This window comes from Citrobacter portucalensis (genome assembly GCF_023374935.1).
GTDB lineage: Bacteria > Pseudomonadota > Gammaproteobacteria > Enterobacterales > Enterobacteriaceae > Citrobacter > Citrobacter portucalensis.
In genome coordinates this window covers 538,825-559,644 of record NZ_CP092466.1, presented here as the reverse complement: position 1 = coordinate 559,644, position 20,820 = coordinate 538,825, and the positions used below count along the sequence as shown (strand labels likewise).

20 protein-coding genes and 2 tRNA genes are annotated in these 20,820 nt (G+C 51.9%); 7 read left to right on the top strand and 15 right to left on the bottom strand.

Annotated elements, in window-relative coordinates; all coding sequences use genetic code 11:
* Positions 1-2: 2 nt before the first annotated feature.
* From nusA to LY264_RS02720, 3 genes are all read right to left on the bottom strand, one after another.
* The gene (gene nusA / locus LY264_RS02730; RefSeq protein ID WP_003024992.1) at positions 3-1,490 is read right to left on the bottom strand and encodes a transcription termination factor NusA; all 1,488 of its coding nucleotides are present in this window, start codon (positions 1,488-1,490) and stop codon (positions 3-5) included.
* 28 nt (positions 1,491-1,518) lie between these two features.
* A complete protein-coding gene (rimP, locus tag LY264_RS02725; protein WP_003024996.1) occupies positions 1,519-1,971 on the bottom strand; it encodes a ribosome maturation factor RimP in 453 nt (150 codons plus the stop codon).
* Between the two features lie 207 nt (positions 1,972-2,178).
* A tRNA-Met gene (locus LY264_RS02720) sits at positions 2,179-2,255 on the bottom strand.
* A gap of 333 nt (positions 2,256-2,588) precedes the next feature.
* Between LY264_RS02720 and argG the strand changes: the two genes are divergently transcribed.
* Entirely contained in the window at positions 2,589-3,932 is a 1,344-nt protein-coding gene (argG, locus tag LY264_RS02715; protein ID WP_005131837.1) for an argininosuccinate synthase, read from the top strand.
* 197 nt (positions 3,933-4,129) lie between these two features.
* Here argG and LY264_RS02710 read toward each other — a convergent pair.
* The 3 genes from LY264_RS02710 to LY264_RS02700 form a co-directional block, all read right to left on the bottom strand.
* Positions 4,130-4,216: transfer RNA gene (locus tag LY264_RS02710), tRNA-Leu, on the bottom strand.
* Positions 4,217-4,225: 9 nt separating this feature from the next.
* Positions 4,226-4,558, bottom strand: coding sequence for a preprotein translocase subunit SecG (gene secG, locus LY264_RS02705; RefSeq protein ID WP_003025000.1), 333 nt, complete (start codon positions 4,556-4,558; stop codon positions 4,226-4,228).
* 167 nt (positions 4,559-4,725) lie between these two features.
* Positions 4,726-5,619: a LysR family transcriptional regulator gene (locus LY264_RS02700; RefSeq protein WP_048225710.1), complete on the bottom strand. Its 894-nt coding sequence runs from the start codon at positions 5,617-5,619 to the stop codon at positions 4,726-4,728.
* 148 nt (positions 5,620-5,767) lie between these two features.
* Here LY264_RS02700 and iadA point away from each other — a divergent pair, with 148 nt between their 5' ends.
* The gene (gene iadA / locus LY264_RS02695) at positions 5,768-6,901 is read left to right on the top strand and encodes a beta-aspartyl-peptidase (protein WP_048225712.1); all 1,134 of its coding nucleotides are present in this window, start codon (positions 5,768-5,770) and stop codon (positions 6,899-6,901) included.
* A 10-nt stretch (positions 6,902-6,911) separates the two neighbouring features.
* The gene (gene dcuC, locus LY264_RS02690; RefSeq protein ID WP_048225715.1) at positions 6,912-8,378 is read left to right on the top strand and encodes a C4-dicarboxylate transporter DcuC; all 1,467 of its coding nucleotides are present in this window, start codon (positions 6,912-6,914) and stop codon (positions 8,376-8,378) included.
* Positions 8,379-8,422: 44 nt separating this feature from the next.
* Here the strand turns inward: dcuC and glmM are convergent, their stop codons facing one another.
* From glmM to rlmE, 4 genes are all read right to left on the bottom strand, one after another.
* Positions 8,423-9,760 carry a phosphoglucosamine mutase gene (gene glmM, locus LY264_RS02685; protein WP_008785919.1) on the bottom strand — a complete coding sequence of 446 codons (1,338 nt, stop codon included), beginning with the start codon at positions 9,758-9,760 and terminating at the stop codon, positions 8,423-8,425.
* Complete coding sequence (folP, locus tag LY264_RS02680; RefSeq protein WP_048225717.1) at positions 9,753-10,601, bottom strand: dihydropteroate synthase; 849 nt, start codon at positions 10,599-10,601, stop codon at positions 9,753-9,755. The genes glmM and folP overlap by 8 nt, the downstream gene beginning before the upstream one ends.
* 98 nt (positions 10,602-10,699) lie before the next feature.
* Positions 10,700-12,634, bottom strand: a complete 1,935-nt coding sequence (gene ftsH, locus LY264_RS02675) for an ATP-dependent zinc metalloprotease FtsH (protein ID WP_003025013.1) — start codon at positions 12,632-12,634, stop codon at positions 10,700-10,702.
* A gap of 99 nt (positions 12,635-12,733) precedes the next feature.
* The gene (gene rlmE / locus LY264_RS02670; RefSeq protein WP_003025015.1) at positions 12,734-13,363 is read right to left on the bottom strand and encodes a 23S rRNA (uridine(2552)-2'-O)-methyltransferase RlmE; all 630 of its coding nucleotides are present in this window, start codon (positions 13,361-13,363) and stop codon (positions 12,734-12,736) included.
* 125 nt (positions 13,364-13,488) lie between these two features.
* Between rlmE and yhbY the strand changes: the two genes are divergently transcribed.
* Positions 13,489-13,782, top strand: a complete 294-nt coding sequence (yhbY, locus tag LY264_RS02665) for a ribosome assembly RNA-binding protein YhbY (RefSeq protein ID WP_003025016.1) — start codon at positions 13,489-13,491, stop codon at positions 13,780-13,782.
* A 153-nt stretch (positions 13,783-13,935) separates the two neighbouring features.
* On the opposite strand, the gene greA is transcribed toward yhbY, so the two are convergent.
* Entirely contained in the window at positions 13,936-14,412 is a 477-nt protein-coding gene (greA, locus tag LY264_RS02660; protein WP_003025019.1) for a transcription elongation factor GreA, read from the bottom strand.
* A 248-nt stretch (positions 14,413-14,660) separates the two neighbouring features.
* On the opposite strand from greA, the gene dacB reads away from it, so the two are divergent.
* Positions 14,661-16,094: a serine-type D-Ala-D-Ala carboxypeptidase gene (gene dacB, locus LY264_RS02655; RefSeq protein ID WP_032945109.1), complete on the top strand. Its 1,434-nt coding sequence runs from the start codon at positions 14,661-14,663 to the stop codon at positions 16,092-16,094.
* A gap of 95 nt (positions 16,095-16,189) precedes the next feature.
* Here the strand turns inward: dacB and cgtA are convergent, their stop codons facing one another.
* The 4 genes from cgtA to rplU form a co-directional block, all read right to left on the bottom strand.
* Positions 16,190-17,362, bottom strand: a complete 1,173-nt coding sequence (gene cgtA, locus LY264_RS02650; RefSeq protein WP_048225719.1) for an Obg family GTPase CgtA — start codon at positions 17,360-17,362, stop codon at positions 16,190-16,192.
* Positions 17,363-17,377: 15 nt separating this feature from the next.
* Positions 17,378-18,343 (bottom strand): DMT family transporter, encoded by a 966-nt coding sequence (locus LY264_RS02645; RefSeq protein ID WP_008785922.1) that lies wholly within the window; start codon positions 18,341-18,343, stop codon positions 17,378-17,380.
* A 127-nt stretch (positions 18,344-18,470) separates the two neighbouring features.
* Positions 18,471-18,728, bottom strand: a complete 258-nt coding sequence (rpmA, locus tag LY264_RS02640; RefSeq protein WP_003025030.1) for a 50S ribosomal protein L27 — start codon at positions 18,726-18,728, stop codon at positions 18,471-18,473.
* Positions 18,729-18,747: 19 nt separating this feature from the next.
* On the bottom strand, positions 18,748-19,059 hold the full coding sequence (gene rplU, locus LY264_RS02635) for a 50S ribosomal protein L21 (RefSeq protein ID WP_003025032.1): 312 nt from the start codon (positions 19,057-19,059) through the stop codon (positions 18,748-18,750).
* Between the two features lie 258 nt (positions 19,060-19,317).
* Here rplU and ispB point away from each other — a divergent pair, with 258 nt between their 5' ends.
* Together ispB and sfsB are read left to right on the top strand one after the other, a co-directional pair.
* Positions 19,318-20,289 (top strand): octaprenyl diphosphate synthase, encoded by a 972-nt coding sequence (gene ispB / locus LY264_RS02630; protein ID WP_003839953.1) that lies wholly within the window; start codon positions 19,318-19,320, stop codon positions 20,287-20,289.
* A gap of 220 nt (positions 20,290-20,509) precedes the next feature.
* On the top strand, positions 20,510-20,794 hold the full coding sequence (gene sfsB / locus LY264_RS02625) for a DNA-binding transcriptional regulator SfsB (RefSeq protein WP_003025035.1): 285 nt from the start codon (positions 20,510-20,512) through the stop codon (positions 20,792-20,794).
* Positions 20,795-20,820: the final 26 nt, after the last annotated feature.

Genomic DNA, 20,820 nt, shown 5'->3' with positions numbered 1-20,820 from the left:
TATTACGCTTCGTCGCCGAACCAGCAAATATTACGGGCAGCCATAATCAGCTCACCGGCTTTTTCGTCGGTCAACCCTTCGATATCAGCCAGATCATCAATGCCCTGTTCAGCGAGATCTTCCAGCGTACAAACACCACGGGCCGCCAGTTTGAAGGCCATCTCACGATCCAATCCTTCCAGATTCAGCAGATCGTCAGCCGGTTTGTTATCACCGAGGCTTTCTTCCTGGGCCAGTGCCAGAGTGGTCAGTGCGTTTTTAGCACGCTCGCGCAGCGCTTCAACGGTCTGTTCATCCAGGCCGTCAATTTCCAGCAGTTCTTTCATTGGCACGTAGGCCAGTTCTTCCAGCGTCGCAAAACCTTCTTCCACCAGAACGGTCGCGAAATCTTCATCGATATCGAGATATTTGGTGAAGGTATCGATGGCTGCATGTGCTTCAGCCTGATGCTTCGCTTGCAGGTCATCAACGGTCATCACGTTGAGTTCCCAACCGCTCAGTTGTGAAGCCAGGCGGACGTTCTGACCATTACGTCCAATCGCCTGAGCCAGGTTACCGGCTTCAACCGCGATATCCATGGTGTGTTTGTCTTCATCCACCACGATAGAAGCGACGTCTGCTGGCGCCATTGCGTTAATCACGAACTGCGCCGGGTTATCATCCCACAGGACGATATCGATACGCTCGCCGCCCAGTTCGGTAGAAACCGCCTGAACGCGCGCACCGCGCATACCAACACAGGCGCCGACCGGATCAATACGCTTGTCGTTGGTCTTAACGGCGATTTTCGCACGCGATCCCGGATCGCGAGCAGCCGCTTTAATTTCGATAACTTCTTCGCCGATTTCCGGCACTTCAATGCGGAACAGCTCAATCAGCATTTCCGGCTTGGAACGGGTTACGAACAGCTGTGCACCGCGCGCTTCCGGGCGAACTGAGTACAGAACACCACGAATACGGTCACCAGGGCGGAAGTTTTCACGCGGCAGCATGTCTTCACGCAGGATCACAGCTTCAGCATTGCTGCCCAGATCCAGTGAAATGTTGTCGCGGTTTACTTTCTTCACCACACCGGTGACGATTTCGCCTTCATGTTCGCGGAACTGATCAACAACCATTGCGCGTTCAGCTTCACGTACTTTCTGTACGATAACCTGCTTCGCGGTCTGGGTAGTGATACGGTCAAAGGTGACAGATTCAATCTGATCTTCAACATATTCGCCCACGTTCAGACTTTCGTCTTCGAAGCGTGCCGCTTCCAGCGTAATTTCTTTGGTCGGCTGAGTAACTTCTTCTACGATTACCCAACGACGGAAGGTATCGAAATCACCGCTTTTACGATCGATTTCTACGCGAACGTCGATCTCTTGCTCATATTTTTTCTTTGTTGCTGTAGCCAGCGCACTTTCCAGCGCTTCAAAAATTTTCTCGCGTGGCAGCGCTTTTTCGTTGGATACGGCTTCAACAACAGCCAAAATTTCTTTGTTCATCGCGGGCTTTTCACCTCAATCCAGACTGTTAAAAGTGGGGAACCAGGTTCGCCTTCTGGATATTACTCAGCGCGAACACTTCATCTTTGCCTTCGACTGTGACCGTGATCATCTCACCGTCCACCGCTTTGATAACGCCCTGCCATTTACGACGGTTTTGTACCGCCATACGAAGAACCAGCGTGACTTCTTCCCCCAGGAAACGCACGTAGTGTTCAGCAGTGAACAGAGGACGGTCGAGACCCGGAGAGGAGACTTCCAGGTTATAGGCAACGGTGATTGGGTCTTCGACATCCATCACGGCGCTTACCTGATGGCTCACATCAGCACAATCATCAACATTGATGCCATCTTCACTATCAATATAGATGCGCAGTGTGGATGTGCGACCACGAATAAATTCGATGCCGACCAGTTCGTAGCCCAGGGCTTCAACTGGCGCTGTAATCATCTCTGTTAATTTTTGCTCTAATGTGGACAAGCCCACCCCCAAGACATAAAAAAAGGGCCTAAAGCCCAGTTATTCTGTAGTCAGATAACAAAAAACCCCGATAAATCGGGGCTTTAGATAACTGAACCCTATAACCGCACCTGCGGTTCGGAGAACCTTCCGAAAGAATTTTTTTCAAATCCAGCTACGAAGGCCTAAGTCTTCACAGTATATTTGAAAAAGAACTCTAAGGGAAAGTGGTTGCGGGGGCCGGATTTGAACCGACGACCTTCGGGTTATGAGCCCGACGAGCTACCAGGCTGCTCCACCCCGCGCCTGAAACGTGGCAAATTTTACTCGTTTTGGGTAAAAAATGCAAATACTGCTGGGATTTGGTACCGAGACGGGACGTAAAATCTGCGCACAGTATATTGATTCACTATGCGTTATGTCAACCTTGTTACGACTATGCAAATCAATGAATGCTGCCCAGCGCTAGCCCAGCAAGATAAATATGCCGCCCACGCCGTTATTTAACGAAATTATCACTAAACTCTTCCTGTCATCCAGAAAAGATGATTAAATGAAAACTCATTTATTTTGCATAAAAATGCAATTAGTATAATAAGCCGACCTCTTCACCAGTCTATCAAGCAGGGTTTTATTTTATGACGACGATTCTCAAGCATCTCCCGGTAGGTCAACGTATTGGTATCGCTTTTTCCGGCGGCCTGGACACCAGCGCAGCACTGCTGTGGATGCGACAAAAAGGGGCTGTCCCATATGCATATACTGCGAATTTGGGCCAGCCGGATGAGGATGACTATGACGCCATTCCTCGCCGTGCAATGGAATATGGTGCTGAGAATGCTCGCCTGGTAGATTGCCGTAAGCAGCTGGTTGCCGAAGGGATCGCTGCCATTCAGTGCGGTGCATTCCACAACACCACCGGCGGACTGACCTATTTCAATACCACCCCGCTGGGCCGTGCCGTGACCGGCACCATGCTGGTTGCCGCCATGAAAGAAGATGGCGTAAATATCTGGGGTGACGGTAGCACCTATAAAGGTAACGATATTGAACGTTTCTATCGTTACGGTCTGCTGACCAACGCCGAACTGCAGATTTACAAACCATGGCTGGATACCGATTTTATCGATGAACTCGGCGGTCGCCATGAGATGTCCGAATTTATGATTGCCTGTGGTTTCGACTACAAAATGTCCGTTGAGAAAGCGTACTCAACAGACTCCAATATGCTCGGTGCGACTCACGAAGCAAAAGATCTGGAATTCCTGAACTCCAGCGTCAAAATCGTTAACCCGATTATGGGCGTGAAGTTCTGGGATGAGAGCGTAAAGATCCCGGCAGAAGAAGTGACCGTACGTTTTGAACAGGGTCATCCGGTTGCTCTGAACGGTAAAACCTTCAGCGACGACGTTGAGATGATGCTGGAAGCCAACCGTATCGGCGGCCGTCACGGTCTGGGTATGAGCGATCAGATTGAAAACCGTATCATTGAAGCGAAGAGCCGTGGCATCTACGAAGCCCCGGGGATGGCATTGCTGCATATCGCCTACGAGCGTCTGCTGACCGGTATTCACAACGAGGATACCATCGAGCAGTATCACGCGCACGGTCGCCAGCTGGGTCGTCTGCTGTATCAGGGCCGCTGGTTCGACTCTCAGGCGCTGATGCTGCGTGACGGTCTGCAGCGTTGGGTTGCCAGCCAGATTACCGGTGAAGTGACGCTGGAACTGCGTCGCGGTAATGACTACTCAATCCTCAACACCGTGTCTGACAATCTGACGTACAAACCAGAACGTCTGACGATGGAAAAAGGCGACTCCGTATTCTCTCCGGACGACCGTATCGGTCAGTTGACCATGCGTAATCTGGATATCACCGATACCCGCGAGAAGCTGTTCGGCTATGCGCAGTCTGGCCTGCTGACCGCCTCTTCCGCAACCGGCCTGCCGCAGGTTGAGAATCTGGAAAATAAGGCGAAGTAAAGATTCACTATCTTAAGGCCGCGAAAGCGGCCTTTTTTATGCGCGGAATATAGGATGTCTGTAGGCCTGATAAGCGTAGCGCCATCAGGCGTTGTAATAATGTCGGATGGCGGCGTTAACGCCTTATCCGACCTACAGGATAGCCACAAATAACAGACGAAAAAAAAGACGCTTTGCAGCGTCTTTTTTTTGGAATTTGGTACCGAGGATGGGACTCGAACCCACAAGCCCGTTAGGGCACTACCACCTCAAGGTAGCGTGTCTACCAATTCCACCACCTCGGTACAGAATACTTAGCGTGGGATATCGCTGGTCGGCTGAGCCGGAGCAGCTGGCTGAGTTTGCTCGGTTTTCGCCGGTGCGCTCAGATTTTCCCACTCACTTCCTTTATTGGTCTTATTGCTGTTCATGTTACCCAGCACCAGACTGATGATGAAGAACAAGGTTCCCAATACAGCTGTCATACGGGTCATGAAGTTACCAGAACCACTTGAACCAAACAGAGTACCAGAAGCGCCTGCGCCAAAAGAGGCTCCCATATCAGCGCCTTTGCCTTGCTGCAGCATGATCAAGCCTACCAGGCCAATTGCCACAATAAGGAAAACTACTAAAAGAGCTTCGTGCATAATCAACCTGTTCCTTGCGGAGTTGCCGCGTACAATGCTTCGACCATTAAAGCGGGATTATTTACTGTTTCCCACTGAAGCGGGTGTGAATACTAACCAAAGCGAATAACCTTCGCAAGGGCAATTTGTTAGCATTGTATCAACTGCGGAAAAAATCGCCATATCAATCAAAAACGAAGCAACTTCTCCCAGCATCTCTGCATAACGGCACGTTGATCTTCAAGATTCGCCCAAACCACAACGGGGATTTCACAAATCAGATCTGTATTTTCTGGCCAGCAGTGAATAATTTGCTGATTAACCAACTCTTCCGCCACCATCGATTCAGGTAACCAGGCCATTCCCATATGGCGCAGCACCATTTCTCGTATCGTTTCGCTTAAACCACTCTCAAATACTTTTTTTAGCCGTGGGCGGACGCGTTGTTCTGCCGACTCAATAATACGTCTGACAAAGGTGTAGTCGCTGTAGCATAGCCACGGAATCGGAGCATGCGGATCATTAAGCGCATCAGTCAACTGGGCTGAAATAACCGGTATAAACCGCTCATACCGCCATAGGGAACGTTTTAACCCTCCTGCGATCTCCAGCCCTGGCTGGGCAGACGGTAAATCGTATGTCACCAGCAGATCAATTTGCCGGTTCATCAGGGCATTGAAGTGGTTGTCTATCCCCTGGATACTGGCGTTTACCGTAAAGTTTAACTGCGGCTCACTCTGTCGCAGGTAGTTGATCATATCCGGCAGGATATTCACCGACAGCGTATGCAGGCTGACCATCACCAGCGTGTTATCCGTTGCAGGCGTCATCGCCGATAGCTCATGGCTTGCTTCCCTTAACGTGCTGAGAACGTGCCGGGCATAAGGTTCAAAGCGTTCACCATAGCGCGTCAACGTGACGGGGGTCGTTGTCCGGTCAAACAAAGGTACGCCCAGCACCTCTTCCAGAGACTTTATACGCCGACTCAACGCAGGTTGAGTAATATGCCGCTGCGCCGCGGCCTGAGAGTAGTTTCCATGCTGGCTCAAGGCCAAAAAATCTTCCAGCCACTTACAATCCACGTTGTGCTCTCCGCCATGCCATAACCGCATCCTCCAATAACAAATCGGTAATAGTCATAGTTATAGTAATGGCTTTATGGTGGGCATCATAACAACAATATTCCGTTTCACCTGCCGACTCTCACCCTCGACGTTTGACAGGACCGCTATGTTTACTTTATTGACCAATGCCCGTGTTTTTTCTCCTGAGGATTTAGGCCTCTGCTCCCTGCTCATTCATGCCGACCGAATTGTGGCGGTAGAAAAAGATATTTCATTGTTTGATGGCATCAACGAGGTCATCGATTGTCGGGGTAAATGGGTTATCCCTGGTATCATCGATCAGCATGTTCATCTTACCGGTGGCGGTGGTGAAGCCGGATTTGCCAGTCGGACGCCCGCCGTCAAGCTGCGCGATCTGATTCAGGCGGGTATTACCACGGTGGTTGGCGTGTTAGGCACCGATGCCATTTCCCGTTCGCCCAAAGATCTCTACGCTAAAATGCAGTCTCTCAACCTTGAGGGATTACGCGCGTTTATGCACACGGGAGCCTACGCCGTTCCCAGCCCAACTATTACGCGATCCATCCGCGATGATATGGCCTTCATTCCGGCAATTCTTGGTGTAAAAATCGCCCTCGCCGATCACCGCGGTTCTTACCCCTCTTTCCAGGAGTTGCTGAGGATAGTGAGCGATATTCGCGTCGCTTCCCTGCTGGCAGGAAAAAAAGGATTGCTGCATGTGCACCTGGGGAATCTGCCGGAAGGGATGTCGCAACTTATTGAGTTGTGTGATGCGGGTATTCCGATTCACCATATTTCACCGACGCATGTTGCAAGAACTGAGCCCTTGTTCGAACAGGCGATTGCCTTCGCCCATCGCGGCGGCCATATCGATGTTACGTCCGGTGGCAGTCGCTTTATGCCTCAGGAGCAAGCCATTCTCCACGCACTCGAAGCCCAGGTTCCGGCGGAACGCATCACGATCAGTTCGGATGGCAATGGCAGCGTGCCGCGCTTTAACGCTCAGGGTATCGTTGAAGGTTTAAGCGCGGCACCGGTCGCAGGCAACCTTAACCTGCTTCCTCGCCTGATTGATGTGGGGATCCCAGTGTCACAGGCGGTCGCGATGTTGACGGCAAACGTGGCGCGCTCGCTGGGTATTTCCGGGGGCGTGCTATGCGCCGGAGAACGTGCCGATATCTGTGTACTCAATGATGACCTCTCGCTGGCCCATCTGTTTGCCGCGGGTAAACCGTTGCTGCGGGATGGCGAGTGCCTGGTTACCGGTAACTTCGAGTAAGGGGGCAAGAATGTCATTACTACTGGCGCTAATCGCCATCATTTTTGCCGGACGTCTGATCCTCAAAAAATATCACCCCCAGTCGGTACTGTTATTGACCGGGATTGTGCTGTTGCTTATCGCGCATTTTAGCGGAATGACCTCACTCAGTGGCCTGGTGAAAAAGAGCACCGGATTTGGCCCCTTTGATGCCTTTGAGTTTATTCGCGATACCCTGAGCGTACGACTCGGCGGCCTCGGTCTGCAAATTATGCTGATTGGTGGTTTTGCCACCTATATGTCGGCCATTGGCGCAAGCCAGGTACTGGTTCGGGTGACATCTCGTCCTTTGCAACGCCTGAACTCGCCTTATCTGCTGCTGGGGCTGGCACTGCTACTGGGTCAATTCCTGTCGCTGTTTATCAGCAGCGCCACCGGATTGGGTCTGCTGTTGATGGCGACACTTTACCCGCTGCTTACCCGTCTTGGCTGTAGCCGCGCCGCAGTTGCCGCCGTTATCGCCAGCACCTGTGCTGTTGAGTTTGGCCCCGGCTCCGGCAACTCAGTTCTCGCCGCCAAAACCGCAGGCATTGAGGTGGTGAACTATTTTGTGCAGGATCAGTTGCCGATCGTTGTACCCGTCATTCTTTTTATCGCCCTGCTGCATATTGTTGTGCAACGCTTTTTTGACCGTCGGGAAAGTGGCGACAATGCAGCTCAGCAGATGCAGACATTAACGGCGACTGGTGAAGCCGACGCACCCATCGCCTGGCTGTTTCTGCCCATGCTGCCGCTGGTATTGATGTTGGTGTGCAGCGATTTAGTATTCAGCTCACTCAAGATCACGCTGGATACCGCCGTACTAATAAGCCTCGCTATTACGCTGGTTTGTGAGTACTGCCGTCATCGCAAGGCGCGCGAAGTGATGGCTGGCGTACAAAAGGTTTTCGACAGCATGGGCAGCGTTTTTGCCACCGTCGTGACGCTGATTATCGCTGGTGAAGTCTTTTCCACCGGGCTGAAAGCCATTGGCGCCGTCGACGCACTGTTGTCGCTTTCCGGTGAATTTGGCCTCAGCGCCGCCTCTATTATCTTGCTGATGACCCTGATCACCTTCGCGATTTCAGCGCTGATGGGCTCCGGGAATGCGGCATTTTTCTCCTTCGCCCCCATGGTGCCGGACATCAGCCGTCATATCGGTAGCGATATCGCGGTCATGATGTTGCCTATCCAGATCTCTGCGGGTATTGGTCGTACGCTATCGCCCATTGCCGGCGTCATCATTGCTATCGCAGGGATTGCAGGCGTCTCGCCCGTGGATATTGTTAAGCGCACCGCGATTCCGATGCTGGGCGGTTGGTTACTGATGATTGCGCTGACCTTTGCCCGGTCAGGGCATTTAATGGCAGTTCTGCCGTGGCTGGCAGTCCTTGTACTACTGATGGTCGGTGGTTACTTCTGGCAGCGCCGACGTAAACAGCCGCTTGCCGTACAGTAAAAAAAAGCCGGAGTCTCAGACTCCGGCTTTCACTTTCTTCGGAATTACGCCGCTTTCACAGCATCGGCAATACGGTGGGCGAATTCAGTCACCTGCGCTTCGTCTTCACCTTCAACCATCACACGAATTAACGGTTCGGTACCAGACTTACGCAGCAGGACGCGTCCACGGTTACCCAGCGCCGCTTCCACTTCCGCCATCACCGCTTTCACGTTTTCATGTTCCAGTGGATCGCCGCTACCTGCTGTGTATCGTACGTTAACCAGCAGCTGTGGGAACATTTTCATGCCGCTGCACAGGTCGTGCAGGCTCATATGGTTGCGTACCATCGCCGCCAGCACCTGCAGACCCGCCACGATACCGTCACCAGTAGTGGTTTTGTCCAGCAGGATCACATGACCAGAGTTTTCGGCACCGATACGCCAGCCTTTTTCCTGCATTTTTTCCAGCACATAACGGTCGCCAACTTTTGCACGGGCAAACGGAATACCCAGCTGTTTTAGCGCCAGCTCGAGGCCCATGTTGCTCATCAGCGTACCTACCGCGCCACCGCGCAGCTGACCCTGACGCAGGGCTTCACGGGCGATGATGTACATGATCTGATCGCCATCGACCTTATTACCTTCGTGATCAACCATAATGACGCGGTCGCCATCGCCATCCAGCGCAATACCCAGATCGGCTTTTTCCGCAATCACGCGCGCCTGCAGGGCACGGACGTCGGTGGCGCCGACTTCTTCATTGATATTCACACCGTTTGGCTCACAGCCAATGGCAATCACGTTTGCACCCAGTTCACGCAGTACATTTGGCGCAATGTGGTACGTCGCACCGTTAGCGCAATCCACCACAATTTTAAGCTCATTCAGACTCAGTTCGTTCGGGAAGGTGCCTTTGCAAAACTCGATATAGCGACCGGCAGCATCAACGATACGCGTGGCTTTACCCAGTTCAGCGGAATCCACGCAGGTGATCGCTTTTTCCATCTCGGCTTCAATGGCTTCTTCCACTGCATCCGGCAGTTTAGTCCCGTCGGTAGAGAAGAATTTAATCCCGTTGTCATAGTACGGGTTGTGCGAAGCGGAAATAACAATCCCGGCCTCAGCACGGAAGGCGCGCGTCAGATACGCAACGGCGGGTGTTGGCATTGGCCCTGTGAATGAGGCTGAGAGTCCGGCGGCAGCCAGGCCCGCTTCCAGCGCAGACTCCAGCATATAGCCGGAAATACGCGTATCTTTACCGATAATAATTTTACGTGAACCATGACGAGCAAGCACTTTCCCTGCTGCCCAGCCCAGCTTGAGCACAAAGTCAGGAGTAATTGGGGCATCGCCTACGCGACCGCGGATCCCATCAGTGCCAAAATATTTACGATTACTCATAGCGTTTTTTTTCCTTTGCAGACAATGTGGCTTCCACCACACGCATCGCTTCTACGGTTTCTTTGACGTCATGGACACGAACGATCTGCGCCCCCTGCATTGCGGCAATCACCGCGCACGCAAGACTACCGCTCAGGCGTTCAGATGGCCCCACATTCAGTAACTGGCCAACCATTGATTTTCGTGACATCCCAACCAGCAATGGCAGATTAAAATGATGAAACTCAGACAAACGTGCCAGTAATGTGTAGTTGTGAGTGAGATTTTTACCGAATCCGAATCCGGGGTCGAGCAACAATTTATCTTTTGTGATTCCAGCCCGCTCGCAACGTGCTATTTGCTCAACAAAGTAACGGTTTACCTCAGCAAAAACATCCTCATACTTTGGTGCTTCCTGCATGGTTTTCGGCTGCCCCTGCATATGCATCAGGCAAACCGGCAATCCGGTTTCCGCTGCGGCTTCCAGCGCTCCAGGCTCCGAGAGCGAGCGAATATCATTGATGATATGCGCGCCAACTCTGGCGCATTCGCGAATCACTTCGGGTTTTGAGGTATCGACCGAAATCCACACTTCAAAACGCTGAGCAATCGCCTCGACCACTGGGATCACTCGCTGCAACTCTTCTTCCACACTCACATCAGCCGCGCCCGGACGCGTGGACTCACCGCCCACATCAATGATAGTCGCCCCGGCGTTAATCATCAGGTTTGCGTGTTTTACCGCCTCAACCAGAGAGTTGTGCGCTCCACCATCGGAAAATGAGTCTGGCGTGACGTTCAAAATCCCCATGACGTGCGGATGGCTGAGATCCAGTGAAGAACCCTGAGCAAAGAGTTTCATAGTTTTATCCCTGGTAAAATCTTGAATATGCAGATAAGAAAAACCCCGGAGCAAGCCCCAGGGTTTTCAATTAAAACACGGTCATCATCAACGATAACTTATTTGTCGCCCAGTTGCTCTGACATAGTGCCAGAGTCCGGCGCACGCGGTTCATCAACCGGACGCGGTGCACTCGGCTTGCCGGTGCTGCCAGAGTTGTTGTTAGAAGAACCCGGTTCTTCCCAACCCGCTGGCGGACGCACGTCGCGGCGAGCCATCAGATCGTCAATCTGCGGCGCATCGATGGTCTCATATTTCATGAGTGCATCTTTCATCGAGTGCAGAATGTCCATGTTTTCGTTCAGCAAACGACGAGCACGGTCATAGTTACGCTCAATCAGCAGCTTAACTTCCTGATCGATAATGCGAGCGGTTTCATCGGACATGTGTTTCGCTTTCGCCACAGAACGTCCCAGGAACACTTCGCCTTCTTCTTCAGCGTACAGCAACGGACCGAGTTTATCGGAGAAGCCCCACTGAGTAACCATGTTACGCGCCAGGTTAGTCGCGACTTTAATGTCGTTCGACGCACCGGTAGAAACATGTTCAGCACCGTAGATGATCTCTTCCGCCAGACGGCCACCGTACAGTGTGGAGATCTGACTTTCCAGTTTCTGACGGCTGGCGCTGATTGCGTCGCCTTCAGGCAGGAAGAAGGTCACACCCAGCGCACGACCGCGCGGGATAATCGTTACTTTGTGCACCGGATCGTGTTCCGGTACCAGGCGACCGATAATCGCGTGGCCAGCTTCGTGATACGCGGTAGATTCTTTCTGCGCTTCCGTCATCACCATGGAGCGACGTTCCGCACCCATCATGATTTTGTCTTTCGCTTTTTCGAACTCAACCATCGACACTACGCGCTTGTTGCCACGAGCAGCAAACAGCGCCGCTTCGTTCACCAGGTTCGCGAGGTCCGCACCGGAGAAGCCAGGCGTGCCACGTGCAATGATTGCCGCATCGATATCCGGAGACAGCGGTACGCGACGCATATGCACTTTCAGGATCTGTTCACGACCGCGAACGTCTGGCAGACCAACCACAACCTGACGGTCGAAACGGCCTGGACGCAGCAGCGCAGGGTCAAGAACGTCCGGACGGTTAGTTGCTGCGATAACGATAATACCTTCGTTACCTTCGAAGCCGTCCATCTCAACCAGCATCTGGTTCAGCGTCTGTTCACGTTCATCGTGACCACCGCCCAGACCTGCGCCACGCTGGCGACCTACGGCGTCGATTTCATCGATGAAGATGATGCACGGTGCCGCTTTCTTGGCTTGTTCGAACATGTCACGCACACGAGATGCACCGACACCCACGAACATTTCCACGAAATCAGAACCGGAAATTGTGAAGAATGGAACCTTCGCTTCACCTGCGATAGCTTTCGCCAGCAGGGTTTTACCCGTACCCGGAGGACCAACCATCAGGACGCCTTTCGGGATTTTACCGCCCAGTTTCTGGAAACGGCTCGGTTCGCGCAGATACTCAACCAGCTCAGCGACTTCTTCTTTTGCTTCGTCACAACCCGCAACGTCAGCAAAAGTCGTTTTGATCTGATCTTCCGTCAGCATGCGCGCTTTGCTCTTGCCGAACGACATGGCACCTTTGCCACCACCGCCCTGCATCTGACGCATGAAGAAGATCCAGACACCAATCAGCAGCAGCATTGGGAACCAGGAAATGAAGATAGAAGCCAGCAGGCTCGGCTCTTCAGGTGGTTCGCCAACAACCTTGACGTTTTTGGTCAGCAGGTTATCAAGCAGCTTCGGATCGTTAACCGGGATGTAGGTCGTGTAACGGTTACTATCTTTCTTGGTAACGTTAATCTCACGTCCGTTGATCTTCGCTTCACGAACCTGGTCCTGATTGACCTCTTGCAGGAAGGTAGAGTAATCAACCTTACGGCCATTAGACTCGCTGGGCCCAAAGCTCTGGAATACTGACATCAGCACAACGGCAATGACCAGCCAGAGAATTAGGTTTTTCGCCATGTCACTCAAGGGATTAACCTCATATTACAACTGTGTTAAAAACAGCGTCAGGATACTCTATATCCAGTTTCTTTCAAACTTTCGTTTGAAATCTGCCGGTTATGGTTTACGCCCGGTCGCTACAATATACACTTCACGCGAACGGGCGCGAGAAGAGTCCGGCTTACGAACTTTGACCTTCGTAAACAGGGAGCGAATCTCTCTTAGATACTCATCGAAGCCTTCGCCCTGGAACACCTTCACTACAAAACTACCACCTGGCGCTAATACATCACGAGCCATTCCAAGCGCCAGCTCTACCAGATACATGGCCCGGGGAATATCCACCGCCGGTGTTCCACACATATTTGGCGCCATATCAGACATGACAACTTGTACTTTACTGTCACCTACGCGTTCAAGTAACGCTTTCAGGACTAATTCATCACGAAAGTCGCCCTGAAGGAAGTCCACACCAACGATTGGATCCATAGGTAAAAGATCGCAAGCGATAATGCGGCCGGTGTTGCCGATCTGCGTAACTGCATATTGCGACCAGCCACCGGGTGCAGCACCGAGATCAACTATCGTCATCCCCGGTTTAAAAATTTTGTCACTTTGCTGTATTTCATCAAGTTTAAACCAGGCACGGGAACGTAACCCCTTTTTCTGCGCCTGTTGAACATATTTATCGCTAAAGTGTTCCTGAAGCCAGCGACTCGAGCTGGCAGAACGCTTTTTACCTGTCATTTCACATTCCCAAAGGGCAGTTCATCGTAACCAATGGTGTAAATTTCTACACAGCTATTTGGTGATATATGGGAGATGGCGGTAGAATGACCCGTTTTCAATCCCAACGTAAGCAAAAATATACGATGAATCTGAGTACTAAACAAAAACAGCACCTGAAAGGTCTGGCACATCCGCTCAAGCCTGTAGTTATGCTTGGCAATAATGGTTTGACCGAAGGGGTACTGGCCGAGATTGAACAAGCGTTAGAGCACCATGAACTTATCAAGGTGAAAATCGCCTCGGAAGATCGCGATACTAAAACCTTGATCGTGGAAGCTATCGTACGCGAAACCGGCGCCTGCAATGTACAGGTCATCGGCAAAACGCTGGTACTGTATCGCCCGACTAAAGAACGTAAAATCTCGCTGCCACGCTAAGAATATCCCAAAGTTGCACACGAAGTTTGTGTAAAACGCGGGGTTTTCCGCTAGCAGGAGAGCAAAATGCCACGCTCTCTTCGTTGATAAAAGGCCGCTATGCGGCCTTTTTCCTTTCTTTACAATGTATCAACATCTTAACCAAGATGCGAATTACAGGTATTCTACCTTCGTCACTTCATATTCCACTTCGCCGCCCGGCGTTTTGATAACTACGACGTCATCCTGCTCTTTACCGATCAGGCCACGAGCGATAGGCGAGTTCACTGAAATCAGGTTCTGTTTAAAATCGGCTTCATCATCGCCGACAATACGCCAGGTCTGCTCTTCATCGTTATCGAGATTCAGAACGGTAACCGTCGCACCGAAAACAACGCGGCCATTGTTCGGCATTTTAGTAACGTCGATTACCTGCGCGTTGGACAGTTTAGCTTCGATATCTTTAATACGTCCTTCGCAGAAACCCTGCTGTTCGCGTGCCGCGTGATACTCCGCGTTCTCTTTCAGGTCACCGTGCTCACGCGCTTCAGCGATAGCGGCAATAATTTCAGGACGGCGCACAGATTTCAGAAAATCCAGCTCTTCGCGCAGTTTTTCAGCACCACGTAAGGTCATCGGGATAGCTTGCATTTGTTATACCTCTTGAACATTCCTGTAGGGGGTAGTTGCTCTCACCCCGGCTGCTAAGCCCACCCTGGCGTGTGTCATGCCAGAGTCAGAAGCAAAAAAATACCGACCCGGGGCTCAAGGTCCCAGGTCAGCTACAATTCTCTATTTGATGATCATTTTACCCTGGAGTTCCTTATGGGTCATCGTTTACTTTTTGGGGCGTTGCGCCGTAGTATGACGGCCTGTTTCCAGGTTGTTAGCGCGAGATTATGCGATTTTCCAGATTTACCATCGGATTGACTGCCAGTATAGCGTTCAGCGTTCAGGCTGCGAACGTCGACGAGTATATCAATCAGCTCCCTGCCGGGGCCAACCTCGCCCTTATGGTACAGAAGGTTGGCGCACCTGCACCCGCTATTGATTTTCATAGCCAGCAGATGGCGCTGCCCGCCAGTACCCAGAAAGTAATCACCGCGCTGGCGGCATTGATTCAGCTCGGGCCTGACTTTCGTTTTACCACCACGCTCGAGACCAAAGGCAGCGTGGAAGGCGGCGTATTGAAAGGTGACTTAGTGGCACGATTTGGTGCCGATCCGACGTTAAAACGCCAGGATATTCGCAATATGGTGGCAACCCTGAAAAAGTCAGGTGTGACGCAAATTGCCGGGAATGTCCTGATCGACACCTCTATTTTTGCCAGTCATGATAAAGCGCCCGGCTGGCCCTGGAACGACATGACGCAGTGTTTTAGCGCACCGCCCGCAGCGGCTATTGTCGATAGAAACTGTTTCTCGGTTTCACTCTACAGCGCGCAAAAACCCAACGATCTCGCCTTTATTCGCGTGGCATCTTATTACCCGGTCACCATGTTCAGTCAGGTGCGAACTCTCGCCCGAGGCTCTGCGGAAGCGCAATATTGTGAACTGGATGTGGTTCCCGGTGATCTCAACCGCTATACGCTGACCGGATGCCTGCCACAACGTGCCGATCCGCTGCCGCTGGCGTTCGCCATTCAGGACGGTGCCAGCTATGCCGGGGCAATTATCAAAGATGAGCTAAAACAAGCAGGTATCACCTACAGCGGTACACTGCTGCGCCAGACGTTGGTCAACGAACCAGGAACGGTGGTCGCCAGTAAGCAGTCGGCACCGCTGCACGACCTGCTTAAGATTATGCTGAAAAAATCGGACAACATGATTGCCGATACCGTTTTCCGTATGATTGGTCATGCCCGATTTAACGTGCCGGGCACCTGGCGGGCGGGTTCTGACGCCGTGCGCCAGATTTTGCGTCAGCAGGCAGGCGTCGATATCGGCAACACTATTATTGCCGACGGTTCTGGCCTCTCCCGCCATAACCTGATTGCCCCAGCGACCATGATGCAGGTGCTGCAATATATCGCTCAACACGATAACGAGCTGAACTTTATCACTATGCTGCCGCTGGCGGGCCACGACGGCTCTCTGCAATACCGTGCGGGTCTGCATCAGGCTGGTGTGGATGGCAAAGTATCGGCGAAGACAGGCTCGCTGCAGGGGGTTTATAACCTCGCAGGTTTCATCACCACGGCAAGCGGCCAACGCATGGCATTCGTGCAGTATTTATCTGGTTATGCGGTAGAGCCAGCTGACCAGCGTAATCGCCGTATTCCGTTGGTGCGCTTCGAGAGCCGGTTGTACAAGGATATTTATCAGAACAACTAAATGGTGCCGGATGGCGGCATTAACGTGCCTTATCCGGCCTACAGTGAGACCTGGAAACAAAAACCCCGGCAACATGGCCGGGGTTTTTAATGCGATTAACGCTTGTAGATGAACTCAACGCCTTCTTCGTCGTCTTCGTCCCAATCGTCATCCCAGTCATCTTCCGCTTCGTCTTCGACTTCAGCGAGCTGCTGGCGGTGATAATCATCCCACATGAACTCAACTTTCTCTGGCTGTTTCGCTTCTTCAGCCTGAACAATCGGGTTCTCGATGATAAAGGTCATCACATCCCAGCAGAGATCTTTCACGCCCTGTTGGCTGGCGGCAGAGATCAGGTAATATTTACCTTCCCAACCCAACGCTTCGGCGATAGCTTTCGCTTTCTCTTCCGCTTCAGCCTTGTCCATCAAATCAATTTTGTTGAACACTAACCAGCGCGGTTTAGATGCCAGATCCTGACTGTATTTTTCCAGTTCGCCAATAATGATACGTGCGTTTTCAACTGGATCAGAGCCATCAATCGGATCGATATCGATGAGGTGAAGCAGTACACGGCAACGTTCCAGGTGTTTCAGGAAGCGGATGCCCAGGCCTGCGCCTTCAGCCGCGCCTTCAATCAGTCCCGGAATGTCGGCAACCACGAAGCTCTTTTCGTTGTCCATACGCACCACGCCCAGGCTCGGCACCAGGGTGGTAAACGGATAATCAGCGACTTTCGGCTTCGCCGCGGACACCGCACGGATAAACGTCGATTTCCCAGCGTTTGGCATGCCCAGCATACCCACGTCCGCCAGCAGCATCAGCTCCAGCATCAGATCGCGCTTATCACCCGGCGTACCCATTGTTTTCTGACGCGGAGTACGGTTAACCGAGGATTTGAAACGGGTGTTGCCCAGACCGTGCCAGCCACCTTTAGCGACCATCAGACGCTGACCGTGTTTGGTCATGTCGCCCATGGTTTCGCCCGTGCCCTGATCGATAACACGCGTACCAACAGGTACTTTAATGGTAACATCTTTGCCACGCTTACCGGTGCAATCACGGCTCGCGCCATTCTGACCACGTTCCGCACGGAATGATTTTTCAAAACGGTAATCGATCAGTGTGTTCAGGTTTTCGTCGGCTTCCAGCCAAACGTCACCACCGTCACCACCATCACCACCGTCCGGACCGCCTTTTGGGATGTACTTTTCGCGGCGGAAGCTGACGCAACCATTACCGCCATCACCTGCAACGACCAGAATCGATGCTTCATCAACAAACTTCATTTTACTCTCCGTAAATCATTCGCCTGAGCGGGGTTGCGAAACCACCGTTTCATGCTTACGTAAACCGCCCCAAATTCGATGACCAATGGCGGAATACATCGCGCCCGCAACCACGATAAACGCACCGAGATAACCTAATAGGTTTAGCATCGGTCTGGCGAAGAAATCGGGCCAGGCCAGTGATAATAAATCTGAAAATAACAACGTAAACAGCGGTGTGAGCGTGATAAGAGCGCTCACCTGCGCCGCCTGCCAACGCGCCATCGCTTCCGCGAGAGCGCCATATCCTACCAGCGTATTCAGGCCGCAGAATATCAGGCATGCCAGCTGCCAGTCGCTGAGCTGCGTGATGACACCGGGTTTAGCCAGCGGCAACAACGCGATCGTACATAAAGTGTACAGTAAAAACAGGATCTGCGGTGATGCCAGGCGGCGCAATAACACCTTTTGCGCGACCCCATAGCTCACCCAGACCATCGCCGCACCGACACCAAAGATAACGCCCCAGGTGTAATCGGTGAGTCGGGTAAAAATTTCGATCAGACTGGTATTAAAAAACAGGACCAGGCCGCTCAGAAGCATAATGGCGCCAATCACCTGCGTGCCGCGCATCTTTTCTTTCAGGATAAAGACGCTGGCGATCATCATACCAACCGGTGACAGCTGACCGATAACCTGCGAAGCCGTTGGGCTCAAATACTGCAAGGATGAACTAAACAGAATGAAGTTACCGAACAGCCCACCGGTTGCGATAGCCAGCAACACCAGCCAACGCGCTTTGCGAAAAATACGCAACGGAGGGAGCTTTTTTTTAACCGCAAGAATAGCGCCAAGGCCAACGCTTGCCATTAAAAAACGGTAGAACACCACGGTAGGAGGCTCCATCACCTCCAGCACTTGCTTCATTGCTATTGGCAAAGCGCCCCAACATACCGCCGTTGTGAGTGCTAACAGAATACCAATGCCTGCCTGCTGCTTCATGCCGTATTCCCTGCAAGGGCTCGTTTCCGGGTTGTCACGGCGCGACGAGCGTATTTACCGGCCGTCGAATGTAAAAAGCCCCGCAACGTGTTGCGGGGCTTTTATCCGTTACCGGGACGCGAAAAACTTATTCAGCAACGATGCTGATGAATTTACGGTTTTTCGGGCCTTTCACTTCAAATTTCACTTTACCGTCTGCTTTAGCAAACAGAGTGTGGTCTTTGCCGCAACCAACGTTGGAGCCAGCGTGGAATTTAGTACCACGTTGACGAACGATGATGCTACCAGCCAGAACTGTTTCACCGCCGAAGCGTTTTACGCCCAGACGTTTAGCTTCTGAATCGCGACCGTTACGAGTCGAGCCGCCAGCCTTTTTATGTGCCATTTAATCTGCTCCCCTTAACTTAAGCGCTGATGCCAGTGATTTTCACATCAGTGAACCACTGACGATGGCCCTGCTGCTTACGGTAGTGTTTACGACGACGAAACTTAACAATTTTAACTTTCTCGCCACGACCGTGAGCAACGACTTCAGCTTTGATAACGCCGCCATCAACGAAAGGAACGCCGATTTTGACTTCTTCACCGTTTGCGATCATCAGAACTTCTGCGAATTCAACAGATTCGCCAGTTGCGATGTCCAGCTTTTCCAGGCGAACGGTCTGACCTTCGCTTACTCGGTGTTGTTTACCACCACTTTGGAAAACCGCGTACATAAAAAACTCCGCTTCCGCGCACACCTTTTTGATGATTCAGAGTGCGCTATAAATATTCACAATAGGGCGCGAATATTACGCAAAACGCGAGCCTTTGACAAGTGCTACCGTCAATACATGAAGAAAAAAAACACAACACGTACGGTAACGTTTATCTACGGCGTTTTTTCAGTACAATCAGCATATATTTATAACCCTAAACCCGACGTTACCTTCCCACACAGTAAGGTAATCGGGGCGAGAAGCCCGGCTTTTGCGATGAATTTAGAAAAAATCAATGAGTTAACCGCGCAAGATATGGCGGGGGTCAATGCGACAATCCTTGAACAGCTCAATTCCGACGTTCAGTTGATCAATCAACTGGGGTACTACATCGTTAGCGGCGGCGGAAAACGCATTCGCCCAATGATCGCCGTCCTCGCCGCGCGGGCCGTTGGTTACCAGGAAAATGCGCACGTTACGATTGCAGCCCTCATCGAGTTTATCCACACAGCGACCCTGCTGCACGACGATGTTGTGGATGAGTCAGACATGCGCCGTGGGAAAGCTACGGCAAATGCGGCGTTTGGTAATGCGGCCAGCGTGCTGGTTGGCGATTTTATCTATACCCGTGCATTTCAGATGATGACCAGCCTTGGCTCGTTGAAAGTGCTGGAAGTCATGTCGAAAGCAGTCAACGTCATTGCCGAAGGTGAAGTCTTGCAGTTGATGAACGTCAACGACCCGGACATCACCGAAGAAAACTATATGCGCGTCATCTACAGTAAGACCGCGCGTTTGTTTGAAGCGGCAGCCCAATGTTCAGGTATTCTGGCTGGCTGTAGCGAAGAACAAGAAAAAGGGTTGCAGGATTATGGCCGTTATCTCGGTACCGCTTTCCAGTTAATTGACGATTTGCTGGATTACAGCGCAGATGGCGAGCAGCTGGGTAAAAACGTCGGTGATGACCTCAACGAGGGTAAACCAACGCTGCCACTGTTGCATGCCATGCGCCATGGCACCCCAGAACAAGCGCTAATGATTCGCCAGGCCATTGAGCAAGGTAATGGTCGTCACCTTCTGGAGCCGGTTCTGGAAGCGATGAACGCCTGTGGTTCTCTGGAATGGACCCGTCAGCGGGCAGAAGAAGAGGCTGATAAAGCCATCGCTGCGCTTCAGGTGCTGCCCGATACGCCGTGGAGAGAAGCGCTGATTGGTCTGGCACATATCGCCGTGCAGCGCGACCGTTAATTCCCTACAGCATCTTCCCTCATCCCGTGCCCTGCACGGGATTTTCTTATAAGCTCCAGTAATCATTTCCCCCTTCCAGATAATCACGCGGAACCTTGGCATATTCTGAATATACGCACACTTTACATGAACATTTTAGAACATTCGTTCTTCGGGCGTTATAGTGTCGGCACAACCGATCGTGAAACCGTAAGCCGTTAACCAAAGGAGAGATGAATTGATGGAAAGCAAGCTGATTGACTGGCATCCGGCCGACATCATCGCCGGACTGCGCAAGAAAGGGACCTCAATGGCCGCTGAATCACGTAAAAATGGATTGAGTTCATCAACGCTGGCCAATGCGTTAACGAGACCATGGCCAAAAGGTGAGTTGATTATCGCCCGGGCACTGGGAACTGACCCCTGGGTGATTTGGCCGTCACGCTATCACGATGCCAAAACGCATGAGTTCATCGACAGAACGCGGATGATGAGGAGTCGCAGAGAGAAAAAGAATCCGGAATGAACATTGAGCTGTAACCCCCGGCCAAC